Annotated in this window: 13 protein-coding genes; 4 read left to right on the forward strand and 9 right to left on the reverse strand. The window is 66.1% G+C overall.

The genetic code is table 11. The features are described from left to right. Positions 1–4: 4 nt before the first annotated feature. The 3 genes from LK542_RS05975 to LK542_RS05985 form a co-directional block, all read right to left on the reverse strand. Positions 5–670 (reverse strand): DUF484 family protein, encoded by a 666-nt coding sequence (locus LK542_RS05975; RefSeq protein ID WP_227803232.1) that lies wholly within the window; start codon positions 668–670, stop codon positions 5–7. Positions 671–779: 109 nt separating this feature from the next. Then, entirely contained in the window at positions 780–2,060 is a 1,281-nt protein-coding gene (locus LK542_RS05980; protein WP_227811173.1) for a porin, read from the reverse strand. 220 nt (positions 2,061–2,280) lie between these two features. Next, positions 2,281–3,333 carry a porin gene (locus LK542_RS05985; protein WP_227803230.1) on the reverse strand — a complete coding sequence of 351 codons (1,053 nt, stop codon included), beginning with the start codon at positions 3,331–3,333 and terminating at the stop codon, positions 2,281–2,283. Positions 3,334–3,805: 472 nt separating this feature from the next. Between LK542_RS05985 and LK542_RS05990 the strand changes: the two genes are divergently transcribed. Then, positions 3,806–5,389 carry a hypothetical protein gene (locus LK542_RS05990; RefSeq protein WP_227811174.1) on the forward strand — a complete coding sequence of 528 codons (1,584 nt, stop codon included), beginning with the start codon at positions 3,806–3,808 and terminating at the stop codon, positions 5,387–5,389. 4 nt (positions 5,390–5,393) lie between these two features. Here the strand turns inward: LK542_RS05990 and LK542_RS05995 are convergent, their stop codons facing one another. Both LK542_RS05995 and LK542_RS06000 read right to left on the reverse strand, forming a co-directional pair. Then, positions 5,394–5,834: a hypothetical protein gene (locus LK542_RS05995; protein ID WP_227811175.1), complete on the reverse strand. Its 441-nt coding sequence runs from the start codon at positions 5,832–5,834 to the stop codon at positions 5,394–5,396. Between the two features lie 6 nt (positions 5,835–5,840). Further along, the gene (locus tag LK542_RS06000; RefSeq protein ID WP_227811176.1) at positions 5,841–6,755 is read right to left on the reverse strand and encodes a LysR family transcriptional regulator; all 915 of its coding nucleotides are present in this window, start codon (positions 6,753–6,755) and stop codon (positions 5,841–5,843) included. Between the two features lie 72 nt (positions 6,756–6,827). On the opposite strand from LK542_RS06000, the gene LK542_RS06005 reads away from it, so the two are divergent. Together LK542_RS06005 and LK542_RS06010 are read left to right on the forward strand one after the other, a co-directional pair. Next, a complete protein-coding gene (locus LK542_RS06005) occupies positions 6,828–7,199 on the forward strand; it encodes a cupin domain-containing protein (RefSeq protein WP_227811177.1) in 372 nt (123 codons plus the stop codon). A gap of 271 nt (positions 7,200–7,470) precedes the next feature. Then, positions 7,471–8,322 carry an oxygenase MpaB family protein gene (locus LK542_RS06010; RefSeq protein WP_227811178.1) on the forward strand — a complete coding sequence of 284 codons (852 nt, stop codon included), beginning with the start codon at positions 7,471–7,473 and terminating at the stop codon, positions 8,320–8,322. Here LK542_RS06010 and lpxD read toward each other — a convergent pair. The 4 genes from lpxD to LK542_RS06030 form a co-directional block, all read right to left on the reverse strand. Then, a complete protein-coding gene (gene lpxD / locus LK542_RS06015) occupies positions 8,319–9,377 on the reverse strand; it encodes a UDP-3-O-(3-hydroxymyristoyl)glucosamine N-acyltransferase (protein ID WP_227811179.1) in 1,059 nt (352 codons plus the stop codon). The two genes, LK542_RS06010 and lpxD, sit on opposite strands and share 4 nt — an antisense overlap. Before the next feature lie 101 nt (positions 9,378–9,478). Continuing rightward, positions 9,479–10,330, reverse strand: coding sequence for a diaminopimelate epimerase (dapF, locus tag LK542_RS06020; RefSeq protein WP_227811180.1), 852 nt, complete (start codon positions 10,328–10,330; stop codon positions 9,479–9,481). A gap of 47 nt (positions 10,331–10,377) precedes the next feature. Next, on the reverse strand, positions 10,378–11,241 hold the full coding sequence (locus LK542_RS06025) for a lipid A biosynthesis acyltransferase (RefSeq protein ID WP_227811181.1): 864 nt from the start codon (positions 11,239–11,241) through the stop codon (positions 10,378–10,380). After that, a complete protein-coding gene (locus tag LK542_RS06030) occupies positions 11,238–12,089 on the reverse strand; it encodes a lysophospholipid acyltransferase family protein (RefSeq protein ID WP_227811182.1) in 852 nt (283 codons plus the stop codon). Before LK542_RS06030 ends, LK542_RS06025 begins: the two co-directional genes overlap by 4 nt. Before the next feature lie 189 nt (positions 12,090–12,278). Here LK542_RS06030 and metK point away from each other — a divergent pair, with 189 nt between their 5' ends. Then, on the forward strand, positions 12,279–13,445 hold the full coding sequence (gene metK, locus LK542_RS06035) for a methionine adenosyltransferase (RefSeq protein ID WP_227803219.1): 1,167 nt from the start codon (positions 12,279–12,281) through the stop codon (positions 13,443–13,445). Positions 13,446–13,493 lie beyond the last annotated feature (48 nt).

Consider the following 13,493-nt stretch of genomic DNA (forward strand, 5'->3'; position numbering starts at 1 on the left):
GGGTTCAGGCGCGCAGCGGAGCCAGCGCGGTGCTGGCGGTGGCCGCGATGTGGACCAGGAAGTCGGTCGCCATGGTGGCCGTGAAGCGGTCGTCGTTCGGCGCGCCCAGCACCAGCATGCCGAAGGTCTTGCCCTCCATGCTCAGCGGCATCAGGACGGTCGAGCGCACCGTGGCCGGGTCGTCGAGCCAGCGTACGGCTTCGAAGTCGTTGTTCAGGCCGCAGTAAGGCGCGCGCAGGCTGGCTGCGAACAGGCGGGCGTCGTCCGACACGCCGCTGGCGAACCAGGTGTCGGCATGTTCCGGCGCCAGGTTCCACAGGCGCAGCGTGACCTGCGGCACCATGAATTCGGTGCGCAGCGCATCGACCAGGTCGCGCGGCATGGCAGCGCCGCCCCTGGAGGCGAGCAGGGCCTGGTTCCAGGCATGGAAACGGTTGGCGATCGCGTGGTTTTCCTCGGCGCGGCGGGTCAGTTCGGCCAGGCGCAGTTCCAGCACGCGGTACTTGTCGCGCATGACTTCCATCTGGCGCTCCTGCAGCGACACGGCGCGGCCGGTCAGCGGGCTCGACAGCTTCACTTGGCCCAGCAGTCCGGCGTGCTCTTCGAAGAATTGCGGGTGGTCGATGAGGTATTGGGCAACGGCGTTGGCGTCGAGTGTCTCGATGGTCATGGGAGTAGGCAGGTGAAAAAATCTATCCGTCATTTTACCTGACGGGTCAGATATCGACGGACATAAAAAAAGACGCCCCGGTGGGGCGTCTCTTGGGGCCGGCAGCGCCTTAGAAGCGGTGGCGGATGCCGATCTGCAGCGAACGGCCGTCCGCGCCTGGGGTCTCGGTGAAGCCGCCCGGGTTGCCCGAGGTACCCGGCGAGTACTGCGCCAGGCCCTTGTTCTTGATGAAGGCTGCAACGGTGTAGACGTCGGTGCGCTTCGACAGGAAGTGGTCGTAGCCCAGCGCGTACAGGTTGGCGTCGCTGTTGGTGACGGTACGGTCGTTCTGGTGCGCGTACTGCGCCATGATGCGGCCGCTGCCCAGCTTGTAGTGTGCGCCGACCTGGTAGCTGTTGGCGTCCTGCTGGGTGTTGGCGGAGATCGCGCGGGTGAAGATGCCGCGCAGCTGAGCCTGGGTGGTCGCGGGGATGCCCTGCTGGGTCAGGACCGGGGTCACGCCCTGGTCCCAGCCGGCGGTGTAGTCGGCGATCAGGACCGAGTTGCTGTTGCGCTGGCTGTGGAAGCCGGCGAACAGTTTCCAGGTCTCGTTCAGCTGGTAGGAGCCGCCCACGGTGGTGGTGCGCAGGCTTGGACGGTTCTGCTGGTCGTAGCCGTGGTTGTAGCCGATGCCGACGTCGAAGCCATTGGCGGTGTAGGTGACGGCGCCGGCGCGGAACTTGTTGTAGCGGCCCAGGTAGCCCGAACCCTTCGGACCGTACATGAGCGAAGCGCCGATGCCGTTCGGCAGGGCGATGCGGTACTGGATGGCTTCCTGCGAGCGGATGTCCGCGCCCAGCGCGGTGAAGCCGGCGGTGCCGCCGGTCACGTGGCCCCAGGTGCCGCCGGTGCCCGATTCAAAGGTATCGGCCTTGTTGAACACTTCGTAGCCCGGGGTGTACATGCGGCCCAGCAGGACGGCGCCTACCGGCGTGATCAGGCCGACCATCGCGGTGCGGTCGAATAGCGCGCGTTCCTGGTTGACGGCCGGGCCGCCCGGCGGCTGGATCAGGGACTGCAGGCGCGACAGGATCGCAGGGGGGATGCCGGTCATGCCGCGCAGCAGGTAGGTGCCCGGATTGTCGTTCATCAGGGTCGGCTGCTGGGTGCCGGTGTCGAGCTCGACGCGCGCTTCCAGGTTGAAGATTGCCTTGTAGCCGTTGCCCAGGTCTTCGGTACCCTTGAAACCGATACGCGAGCCGTCGGCGCCGCCGCTGTAGATCTTGGTCGGGCCGCCCTTCTGCCACATCACGCCGGCATCGGCGATACCGTAGATCTGCACGCTGGTCTGCGCGAAGGCCGAAGTTGCGAAACAGGTGCCGAGCAGTGCGGCCAAGATACTTTTCTTCATTGCGTCTCCATGTAATTTGCGAACGAGCGTTTTCTTACTCGCATGCCAATATGCCATTGCTTCGGTGCACTGTACAGACTCCCAATGCAGGAGCGATAGCTGTGTGTAGTATCGTTGCTTAAATACTACAAAATGACTTGAAATGATAAGGGCGGGCATGGTTGCCCATGTCCGCCCTTGTTCGCGTAGGGCCCGCAGGCCCGTACCCGGCTGTATCAGCTTAGAACGAGTGGTTCACGCCGACGTCGTAGTGGTTCACGGTCGACGGCAGGGCGGTCATGCCCTTCTTGCGCGATGCGTCCACGTACAGGTAGGTACGCTTCGACAGGCTGTACTCGTAGCCCAGCGAGAACTGCTTGACCTTCTGCAGGCCGTCGGTGTCCTTCTGGCCGTAACCAGCCAGGAACTTGCCCGGGCCCATGGTGTAGTTCGCGCCCAGCACCCATGCGTTGGTGTTGGCGTTGGCGAAACGGTTTTCTTCCTGGTCCTGCTTCGAGTACAGGCCCATCAGCTTCAGTTCCGGGGTGGCGGCGAACGATGCGCCGATCGACCAGACTTTCGATTCGATGGCGTTGCGCTCGTAGCCGGCCATGAAGGCTGCCGGACCGTTGTTGTAGGTGCCGGTGATCGAGAACGGGTTCGACGAAGCTTGTGCGCCGACCGGGAACTGCGGGTTGGCTGCGGTGCCGCGGCCGATCACGGCCGGGCCGCCACCGTTTTCCTTGGTGGCGACAGCAGCGTTCAGCTGGAAGCCGCTGGTGGTCGGCGAGTTGTACCAGACCGCGTTCGAGAAGCGGTTGTTCGAGTAGCCAGCCACGTCCAGCGGCTGCGAGGTGTAGCCTGCGACGGCGAGGTCGGTCCAGAAGCCGGCCGGGCTCGGCGAAGCGTGGAAGGGCTCGAAGGCGCCGACGGTTTCGTGGTACGGGGTCAGGCCGCGACCGATGCGGACCATACCGAAGTCGCCCTGCAGGCCGACGCGGCTCTGGCCCTGGAACAGCGGACGCTGGGTGCCATTGCCGCCGATTTCATTGGTGCCGGTGTCCGGCTCGTAACGCATTTCCAGTTGGAACAGTGCCTTGAGGCCGTTGCCCAGTTCTTCGGTGCCCTTGAAACCCAGGGTGTTCGAAGCGCGCTTGCCGATGTTCAGGGTCTGGCCGCTGCGCTTGATGACGCCGGCGTCGATGGTGCCGTAGATCTGGACCGAGGTCTGTGCTTGCGCGGTGCCGGCAGCGAATGCGCCAAGCAGTGCGATAGCCATGAGGGATTGTTTCATTATTCGTGTTCCTTTTCTTAAGTGAATCTCAGCTATCCCTGGCATTGAGGGTCAACACCGAATGCCGGGATAGCTGCACCTTAAATGCTTGAGTCGTCAAGATTGTCGGTTTTGTCAATTATGACGGGCCGAGTTGGTCGAAAGCCAATAAATCGAATCGTGCTGTTGTATTTTTGAAACGCGTGTCAAAAAGCATGTAACAAATCCACCATGAATAAGGATGTGTCCGCCAGACGAAACCGTTTGCGCGGCCTCAAGGAAGAATGGGATTGAACCGGAGCGCCGGCGACGACGCCGTAGACTCAGCGTCAAACCAAGGTGCACGGCAACGGCATTCCGGGATTTCTTGTATATTGGCAACATTTTGACGGGCGATGCATCCTGTTGCCCGATGCGCTGCCATTAGGTCCGCTCGATGTCCGCCATATTCCGTCGCCGCTGCACCGGCCGATCCACACCATGACAAGCTCCAATGGCTAACCGCGAAGAACTGGCGATCATCCGCAACGCCCGCGCCGGGCAGGCCGCTGCCCAGCTCGAGCTGGGCAAGCTCTACCTGTTTGGCAGCGCCGGCTTGCCGCAGAGCCTGCCGACGGCCCTGCACTGGCTCGAGCGCGCCGCGCGCCAGGATTGCCGGCAGGCCTGGCAGCTGATCGGCAACCATATTCCCCTGGCGCTGGCCCAGCCCAGCGCCACGGCGCTCGCGCCCTGGTACGAGCGCGCCTGGGAGGACGGCAGCGTGCACGCCGGACTGGTGTTCGCCCAGCTGGTGCTGGGCGACGGCACCGCCCCGCCTGCCACGCCGCTGTCGGCCAAGGCCCTGCGCGCGCTCGACGATGCGGCCCGTGCCGGATTCCCCGAAGCCCAGTGGCTGCTGGCGCGCCGCCGCGACGCCGCGCCGGTGTCGCCGGCGGCCAGCGGTCCGGCCCCGGTGTCGGCCCAGGGCTGGCTGCGGCGTGCCGCCGACAACGGCGTGGCCGAGGCCCAGTCCGCCGTGCTCGACCAGGCCTGGAAAGACGGGCACTGGATCGATTACCTGATACGCGCGCTGCCCCTGGCGCGGGCGCTGGTGAGCACCACGGCCAGCCAGGAAGGCGTGCACCGGCTGGCCCCGGGCGACATCGCGCTGCTGTCGCGCGTGGCGCGCCTGCTCGACGGGGGCAGTCACGCCGACGAGCTCGCCAAGAACGGCCTGGCCGTCGCGCCGGACGAACCGCTGTGCTTCTGGGAACTCGCCTCAGCCGAACACGACCGCCACGCCCAGCTGGCCATGGGGCTGCGCTGCGCCCGCATGGGCGTCGACGGCCGCCGCATCGCCGGCGCGGGGGGCGCCGCCAACTTCAAGAAGGCGATCCGCTGGCTGACGCTGGCGGGCGAGCAGGGCCTGGCCCAGGCCTGGTATGCCCTGTCGCGCATCTATATCAAACCCGAGTTCTCGCAGCGCAACGTGGCGGACGCCCAGCGCTACCTCGAGCGCGCGGCCGAGATGGGCTACCGCGCCGCCCAGCTCGAATGCGGCCACAACGCCTGGCGCGCGCGCCGCGAGAACGAGAACAACGACGTCCGCGCCGTCTACTGGCTGCAGAAGGCTTCGGCGCAGGGCTGCGCCGAAGCGGTGGCGCTGCTGCGCAAGATCGCTCCGCGCCTGTCCGCGCCGGCCTATGTCGAGACCGGCGCCTTGCTGGCCGGGCACGAAGGGGCGCTGGCGCCGCATCCGCTGCTGCACGCCCGGCTCGAACTGGCTGCACTGTTCGGCCTGTCGCGCGCGGAAGCGCTGCTGCTCGACGTTCCCGCCGCCGACCACGGCCACTGCCTCGTGATCGACATCCGCGCCAGCTACGGACGCAGCAAGCGCCGCCTGGTGCTGGTCGACACGGCCCAGGAACGCCACGCGCTGGACCGCATCGCGCGGCTGTTCGAAGGGATCGATTGCGGGCCGTCGGGGCCGGAAGGGAATTACCGGCAGCGGCTGTACCGGCTGCGTACCTTGGTTGGCGCGGGCGCCAAGGGTGACGACGAAGGTGATGGGTCTACCGATATTGGTCTGGCGGCTTGACTGATCAATCCGAGCTGCCTGGAGAAGTGGAGTCCCCGGCTTTCGAAGATCCATTACTGTTTAACGAATTCGTCGGGAGAGCATAGGGCGCGAAGCCTTTGCCGGTCCAGCGTTCCAGGAATGGCTGCGCCGCGGCTTCTTCGCCTTCGATGTGCACATCGCTCTCGTGACACAAGGTAAGCTGCAGCCCGCCTGAATCGACAAAAACGTCGGACTTGCCGATAACGAGCGTTCCCGCTCGCTCTGCCGCAAGGACAAAGTCCACCACAGCGTCGAGCGACATGGGGATGTCCTGCCACATCTCCTCAATGTTCAAATTGCAGTCCCAGCCGAGCATCACGATGGCGGCCCCGTTTCCTTCAACGGCAGTGGCCTGGCAAAAGAAAGCCAACTCTTCCAGGAGCACAGCAGGCTCAAGCGCTTGAGTACGGTATTCGATCTTCATGACCGGCTAGCTCCGAAACATCTCTTTCGCCATATCGACAAAGGCCCGCGTCTGGGCCGGCAGCCACGGCGCGCCCGAAAACACCAGGTTCACCTCCATCGGCGCCGGCCGATGCGCGTACAGCACTTCCACCAGCTGGCCGGCATCGATCTCGGCCTGCACCAGCAGCAGCGGCGCCTGGATCAAGCCAAAGCCGGCCAGCGCTGCCTGGACCAGCGCCTGGCCGTCGTTGATGATCGCCCCGGCCTGCCATGAGGCGGACTCGGGCGCCAGCTCCACCGGGCGCGGCCGGCCGATGTCCGGCCGGCGAAAGAACACGCCTTGATGGTCCGCCAGGTCGGCCGGCACGCGCGGCGTCCCGGCCTGCGCCAGGTAGCCGGGCGACGCGCACACGACGAGCGGCGACTCGGTAAGCTTCAGCGCGCGCAAATTGCTGTCCTTGAGCTGGCCGAAGCGCAGCGCCAGGTCATTCCGGTCGCGCACCAGGTCGCTACGGCCGTCGGCGATGTTCAGACACAGCTGGACGCGCGGCCAGGCGGCACGGTAGCGGTGCAGCAGGGGTGCGAGCCAGGACAGGCAGCCGCTGGGGATCGACAGCGCCAGCTGGCCGGCCAGCCCGTCCGGCGCCGCCAGTTCCTGCTGCACCTGGTCCAGCCGCAGGATCAGTTCGCTCCACGCCTCGAAGGCCTGCTGGCCGCGCGCGGTCGGGGCGAGGTTGCGGTTGTCGCGGGAGAGCAGGCTGGTGCCGAGCTCCGCCTCCAGGCGCGCGATGTTCTTGCTCACGGCCGAAGGCGTCAGCCCGAGCAGGCGCGCGGCGCTGCTGATGCCGCCGGTGCGCACCACCTGGACGAAGCAGCGCTGCTTGACCAGTTCCTGCGCGCCTTCGCCGGCATTGACTTTGTGTCCATCTGGTTTGGACATGCTGTGCGGTTTTCCCTGTGGTTGGACGCGGCGATAATGCGCGCATCGAAGCCTGTCAATACGGAGCTCATCATGCTAGTGCGCCACCTGAACACCATCCCGGCCATCGAACTGCCGGGCCTGAAACACCAGACGCTTGCCTCGCGAGAGGGCCGGATCGGGTCCTTCGAGGTATGGCAGCAGTCGCTGGCGCCGGGCGCGGTCACGCCCCTGCATCGTCACGATTGCGAGGAAGCTATCATATTTACGGGCGGTAACGGCATCATGCGCCATGATGGGGTCGACACTCCCTGCCATGCCGGTACGGTGCTGCTGTGCCAGCCGAACGAGCTGCACCAGATCGTCAACAATGGCAGCGAAGACCTGCGCCTGTACGGCATCCTGGCGGTGTCGCCGGTCCCGGTCGTCGACGAGCACGGCGAAGCGATTCCGCTACCTTGGTGAACTGGATGAGGTCGCCGCACAGCGTTCCGGCCCGCCGCTTCCCCGCTTGAGCTCGATCACAGCGACCTGCGGCGCCGGGAGGAAGGCGACGCCATCGCCATCGGTCCTGGCGTCGAACGTGGCGACAGCAGGCGTGAAGTGCTCGTACCCTCAGGCGAACGAGCAGGCCTGCGCGAGCAAGGCGCAAGCGGAGGAGCTTCTTCATGAAGTAGAGCCTCGCCGCGAATGCGCCGGCAGTCAAGCACAGCAAGAGGGCGAAAGAAGAGGATCGATGCTGGGAACGATACGGGAACTGATGCAGCCGCCTCCGGGCATGGCCTTCGACTTCAGCCAGCCCGCGGGAGAGCCGGCGCTGGCGCCGCAGGGCGGCGTGGCCTGGGAAGTGTTCGCCAACCCGGTGGCCCTGTTCGTCGGCGGCGTGACGGCGGTGCTGCTGGAACTGGCCGAACCGGCGGTGCGCGCCGGCGTGTGGGAGCACAGCAGCTTCAGGCGCGACCCGGTGATGCGCCTGCGACGCACCGGCGCCGCCGCCATGATGACCGTCTACGGTCCGCGTACCGAAGCCGAGAAGCTGATCGCACGCGTGGTGCGCATGCACGGCAGGGTGGAAGGCAGCACCGCGGACGGTCTGGCCTACCGCGCCAACGATCCACAACTGCTCGACTGGGTGCACGCGACCGCCGGCTTCGGCTTCACCGAGGCCTATCACCGCTATGTCCGGCACCTGTCGGCGGCCGAGCGGGATGCCGCGTTCGCCGAAGGCCGGCCGGCCGCCCTGCTGTACGGTGCGACCGGCGCGCCCCGCAGCTGGCCGGAGTGGGAAGCGTTGCTGGCCGCGACCGCGCCGCGCCTGGAAGGATCGGACACGCTGGACGAGTTCCTGCAGACCATGACGGCAGCGCCGATCGCGCCGGCGCCGCTGCGGCGCCTGCAATCGCTGCTGGTGCGTGCGGCGGTGGAGATCGTGCCGGAACCGGTGCGCGCATTGCCGCAGTTGCGCAGCCGCGGACTGCGGCCCGGGGAGGCAGTACTGGTACGTGCGCTGGCACGGACGGCAACGCTGCTGCCCCTGGGCGATACGCCGCCAGTGCAGGCTGCGCGGCGGCTGGCGGCGCTGGGCTAACTCACTTGATTTGCTCCCGCCAGCGCTTTCACCGCTTTCTCCAGCGCACGGATTTGCTCGCGCATGCTGGACAGCTTGCGCACGAGTACAGCGACGCGTTCCCAGTCGGCATTCCTGGCGACGGGGAAGTAGCCCGTGTAGCGGCCAGGTTCGGTAATGGAGTTCGGCACCATCGTGGCGGCCGTGATGTGCACGTTGTCGACGATCTCGATGTGGCCGTTGATCATGGCCGCGCCGCCGAAGGTGCAATGGCGGCCGATCCTGGCGCTGCCGGCGACGCCGACGCAACCGGCCATGGCCGTGTGGGCGCCGATGTGGCAGTTGTGGCCGATCTGGATCTGGTTGTCGAGCTTGACCCCGTCTTCGATCACGGTATCGTCGAGCGCGCCGCGATCGACCGTCGTATTCGAACCGATGTCGACGTCGTCGCCGATGACGACGCGGCCGGTCTGCGGAATCTTGATGTACACGCCGTCTTCCACGGCGAAGCCGAAACCGTCGCCACCGATGACCGCCCCCGAATGGATGATGCCGCGCGCGCCGATGATGCAGCGGGCATGGAAGGTGACGTTGGCGAACAGGTGGGTGCCTTCACCGATGACCGCATCGACCCCGATGTAGCAGCCGGCATCGACGGCTGCCCCGGCCTTGATGGCAGCACCTGCCTCGACCGTGACGTGGGGGCCGATATGGGCCGTGGGATCGACCTGCGCGGTGGGGTGTACCGTCGCCGTCGGGTGGATGCCCGGTTCGGGCGGCGGCAAACGTGCAGAAACGAAGTGCTGGGCGGCCCGGGCGAACCAGGCATAGGGATTGGCGGTGACGATGCGCGCGCCTGCAAAGGTGGCGGCCACCTCGGCTTCGTCCGCAGGCGCGAGGATCAGCGCCGCGGCGTGGCTGTGCGCGGCCAGCGCGCGCAGCTTGCTGTTGCTGAGAAAACTGAGGTCCGAGGCGCCGGCGCGGTCGAGCGGGGTGATTGCCGTGACTTCGATGTCGGCATCGCCCTCCAGTCGTCCGCCGAAACGCTCAACCAGCTCGCCTAATCGGGTTCCCATGCTGTCCGCCTCACGTGGCACTGTTCGGGTTTTCGACAGGTTCCCGGATGGGCGGTTCCAGCGCTACCAAGGCTCCCTAAGCTGGATCAAGCAGCGAAGGATCAGATCTCGACTTCGCCTTCGAACACGGTCACCGCCGGACCGCTCAGGTAGACCGGCTGGCCGACGCCATCCCATGCGATGCTGAGCTCGCCACCACGGGCCGATACGCGCACCGGTGAATCGAGCAGGCCGCGGCGGATGCCGGCCACCACGGCGGCGCAGGAGCCGGTGCCGCAGGCCAGGGTCTCGCCGGCGCCGCGCTCGAACACGCGCAGCTTCACGTGGTGACGGTCCACCACCTGCATGAAGCCGGCATTCACTTTCTGCGGGAAGCGCGGATGGGTTTCGATCGCCGGGCCCATGCTTTCCACCGGCGCGGTATCGACATTCTCGACCACCTGCACCGCATGCGGATTGCCCATCGAGACCACCGACACCATGACCGTCTTGCCGCCCACCGTCAGCGGCCAGGTCGTGTCTTCGCCTTCCGGCAAGCCGTCCAGGCCGGCGGCGTCGAAGGGCACCTCGGCAGGATCGAGGCGCGGCGCACCCATGTCGACCGTCACGCTGCCGTCGTCCTCGAGGCGCGGGGCGATAACGCCCTTCATGGTTTCGACGCGGATGCTGCGTTCGCCCGATAAACCCTTGTCGCTGACGAAGCGGGCAAAGGCGCGCGCGCCATTGCCGCACTGCTCGACTTCGCCGCCGTCGCTGTTGAAGATGCGGTAGCGGAAGTCGACACCTTCCGTCACGGGGCGTTCGACCACCAGGATCTGGTCGGCGCCGATGCCGAAGCGGCGGTCGGCCAGCTGGCGCCATTGCTGCGGGCTCAGGTTCACGTCCTGGTTGATCGCATCGACAACGATGAAGTCGTTGCCGGCGCCGTGCATCTTGGTGAATGTCAGTTTCATGTTTCAGTCCAGCTTAATCAAATCCAGAAAGGATTAGCCTAGCTTAATTATTCGTAGAACGAAGGCTCGCCCGGCGGCCGCGTCTTGAAGCGTTTGTGGGTCCAGAAGTATTCCGCCGGTGCTTCGCGCACACGTTCTTCAATGAAGGCGTTCATGCGGCGGGTCGCCTCGACCATGTCGTCGCCCGGGTAATTCTCCCACGCCGGATAGAAACGCACACGCCAGCCCTGGTAGTTCGGCAGGTAGGTGGCGATCACCGGGATCACCTTGGCGCCGGTGGTGGCCGCGATGCGGCCCAGTGCCGTCAGGGTGGCGGCCGGGATGCCGAAGAAGGGCACGAATTCCGCGTCCTTTTCGCCGAAGTCCATATCCGGCAGCATGAAGTAGGGCAGGCCGTCGCGCAGCGCGCGCAGGATCGGCTTGATGCCTTCCTTGCGCGTCACCAGGCGCACCGGGCCGTAGCGCTCGCGGCCGTGGCGCAGCAGCTTGTCAAAGGCTTCGTTCTTCTGCGGCACATACATGCTGCACACCGGGATCACGCGCGAGGCGACGCCGGCCACGTCCAGGCACACGAAGTGCGGGCACAGCAGGATGGTCGGGCCGGCTTCCATCTCGGCCTTGGGCACGCCTGGCTCGACATGGATATAGCTGCGCACGCGTTCCTCAGGCGCCCACCACAGGATCGAACGCTCGAAGATGCTGCGCGCGTAGGCACGGAAGTGCTGCTTCGCGATCGCATGGCGTTCGGCATCAAGCTTTTCCGGCATGCACAGGCGCAGATTGGTCAGGGTGATGCGGCGGCGCTTGCCCATGATCAGGAACATCAGGCTGCCGATCGCTTCGCCGAGGCGGCCGAGGATGGGCAGCGGCAGGAAGTGCAGCAGCCACAGGATACCGAGCAGGAGCCTCATGCCGCCACCTGGCTTTCCGGCCCGGCCACGCCTTCCGGCTGCTTGTAGCGGTTGTAGCTCCAGAAGTACTGGGCCGGACAGCGCGCAATCAATTGCTCCATGGCGCGGTTGATGGACGCGGCCTGGTCGGCGGCGCTGCCCTCCAGGCTGCCCTCGAAGGGCACGAAGCGCACCACGTAGCCGCGGCCGCGCGCCAAGCGCTCGGCGTAGACCAGCAGGATGTCGGCCTTGCCCAGCTGGGCCAGCTTGGCGGGCAGGGTCATCGTATAGGCGGTGCGGCCGAACCACGGCGCCCACACGCCTTCGCCTTCCTGCGGCACCTGGTCGGGCAGCAGGCCGATCGGCTCGCCGCTCTTCAGGGTCTTGGCCAGGATGCGCACGCCGGACAGGGTGGCCGGGGCGAGTTTCAGGTTGTGGCGGGCGCGCGCGCCTTCGACCAGGGGTTTCAGGGCGTTCTTCTTCGGCGGGCGGTACATGACGGTCAGCGCCGTCTGCAGGGCGATCTGCTGGGCGGTCATCTCGAAGCAGCCCAGGTGTGGCGTCAGGAACACGATCCCGCGGCCGGTGTCCAGGCGCTGCTGCACCAGTTCCCAGTTCTCGACGCTGGCGTGGCGCGCCACGCGTTTGGGGTCGGCGCACCAGACGAAGGCGAGTTCGATGATGGCCTTGCCAGCTTCGGCCACGGCCGCGTTCAGGTGGGCTTCGTAACCGGCCTGGGCCAGGTTGGCGCGCAGGCGGCGGCGGTAGGAGTTGGATAGTAAATACACGAGCCAGCCGAGGGCCGCGCCAAGGGCATGCAAAAACGGCAATGGAAATACCGATAGTGCCCGGAATAAAGAAACTAACATGCGATTGACTAAGGTTGAAAGACGGAGGCGTGGTAGAGCAAAATTCTCGAAGGAAGCGTAAAATACCACTTTATGCAGGATCCGCCGAGTTAATAGACAACTTGCGAAGCGGAATATAAATGTCGCTAAAGCGTCGCAGGCAACCCTTGCTGCGGCATGTATACATAACACAGCAGTAATGGAGCCTCCATGTCCAACGACTACCTCTTTACGTCCGAATCCGTCTCCGAAGGCCATCCCGACAAGGTCGCCGACCAGATTTCCGACGCCATCCTCGACGCCATCCTGGAACAGGATCCGCGCGCGCGCGTCGCCGCCGAGACCCTGTGCAATACCGGCCTGGTAGTGCTGGCGGGTGAAATCACCACCCACGCCAACGTCGACTACATCGGCGTCGCACGCAACACCATCAAGCGCATCGGCTACGACAACACCGACTACGGCATCGACTACAAGGGTTGCGCCGTGCTGGTCGCCTACGACAAGCAGTCGCCGGACATCGCCCAGGGCGTGGACGAAGGCGCGGGCCTGGATCTCGACCAGGGCGCGGGGGACCAGGGCCTGATGTTCGGCTATGCCTGCGACGAGACCCCGGAACTGATGCCGGCCGCTATCTATTACTCGCACCGCCTGGTCGAGCGCCAGTCGCAGCTGCGCAAGGACGGCCGCCTGCCATGGCTGCGCCCGGACGCCAAGTCGCAGGTGACCCTGCGCTACGTCGACGGTCGCCCGGTCTCGGTCGACACCGTCGTGCTGTCCACCCAGCACCATCCGGACGTGTCGCACTCGCAGATCGAAGAAGCCGTCATCGAAGAGATCATCAAGCCGACCCTGCCGCGCGAGTGGCTGCAGAACACCAAGTTCCTGGTCAACCCGACCGGCCGCTTCGTCATCGGCGGCCCGCAGGGCGACTGCGGCCTGACCGGCCGCAAGATCATCGTCGACACCTACGGCGGCGCAGCTCCGCACGGCGGCGGCGCCTTCTCCGGCAAGGACCCGTCCAAGGTGGACCGCTCGGCTGCCTACGCCGCCCGCTACGTGGCCAAGAACATCGTCGCCGCCGGCCTGGCGCGCCAGTGCCAGGTGCAGGTCAGCTACGCCATCGGCGTGGCCCGCCCGATCAACATCACCGTGTACACCGAAGGCACCGGCGTGGTGTCGGATGAGAAGATCGCCCAGCTGGTGATGGAACACTTCGACCTGCGCCCGAAAGGCATCGTGCAGATGCTCGACCTGCTGCGCCCGATCTACGCCAAGACCGCCGCCTACGGCCACTTCGGCCGCGAAGAGCCGGAGTTCACCTGGGAGCGCACCGACAAGGCGGCGCTGCTGCGTGCTGAGGCGGGGCTGTCGTAATCGAAGGTGTTAACTTGGGTCCCGGCCTGCGCCGGGACGACGTGCTGA

It is taken from the genome of Massilia sp. IC2-477 (genome assembly GCF_020707265.1).
GTDB lineage: Bacteria > Pseudomonadota > Gammaproteobacteria > Burkholderiales > Burkholderiaceae_D > Telluria.

What these genes read in the sequence shown, in the direction of transcription:
- LK542_RS05975 (WP_227803232.1), bottom strand. Translation starts at nt 670, where the DNA reads ATGACCATCGAGACACTCGACGCCAACGCCGTTGCCCAATACCTCATC.
- LK542_RS05980 (WP_227811173.1), bottom strand. Translation starts at nt 2,060, where the DNA reads ATGAAGAAAAGTATCTTGGCCGCACTGCTCGGCACCTGTTTCGCAACT.
- LK542_RS05985 (WP_227803230.1), bottom strand. Translation starts at nt 3,333, where the DNA reads ATGAAACAATCCCTCATGGCTATCGCACTGCTTGGCGCATTCGCTGCC.
- LK542_RS05990 (WP_227811174.1), top strand. Translation starts at nt 3,806, where the DNA reads ATGGCTAACCGCGAAGAACTGGCGATCATCCGCAACGCCCGCGCCGGG.
- LK542_RS05995 (WP_227811175.1), bottom strand. Translation starts at nt 5,834, where the DNA reads ATGAAGATCGAATACCGTACTCAAGCGCTTGAGCCTGCTGTGCTCCTG.
- LK542_RS06000 (WP_227811176.1), bottom strand. Translation starts at nt 6,755, where the DNA reads ATGTCCAAACCAGATGGACACAAAGTCAATGCCGGCGAAGGCGCGCAG.
- LK542_RS06005 (WP_227811177.1), top strand. Translation starts at nt 6,828, where the DNA reads ATGCTAGTGCGCCACCTGAACACCATCCCGGCCATCGAACTGCCGGGC.
- LK542_RS06010 (WP_227811178.1), top strand. Translation starts at nt 7,471, where the DNA reads ATGCTGGGAACGATACGGGAACTGATGCAGCCGCCTCCGGGCATGGCC.
- lpxD (WP_227811179.1), bottom strand. Translation starts at nt 9,377, where the DNA reads ATGGGAACCCGATTAGGCGAGCTGGTTGAGCGTTTCGGCGGACGACTG.
- dapF (WP_227811180.1), bottom strand. Translation starts at nt 10,330, where the DNA reads ATGAAACTGACATTCACCAAGATGCACGGCGCCGGCAACGACTTCATC.
- LK542_RS06025 (WP_227811181.1), bottom strand. Translation starts at nt 11,241, where the DNA reads ATGAGGCTCCTGCTCGGTATCCTGTGGCTGCTGCACTTCCTGCCGCTG.
- LK542_RS06030 (WP_227811182.1), bottom strand. Translation starts at nt 12,089, where the DNA reads ATGTTAGTTTCTTTATTCCGGGCACTATCGGTATTTCCATTGCCGTTT.
- metK (WP_227803219.1), top strand. Translation starts at nt 12,279, where the DNA reads ATGTCCAACGACTACCTCTTTACGTCCGAATCCGTCTCCGAAGGCCAT.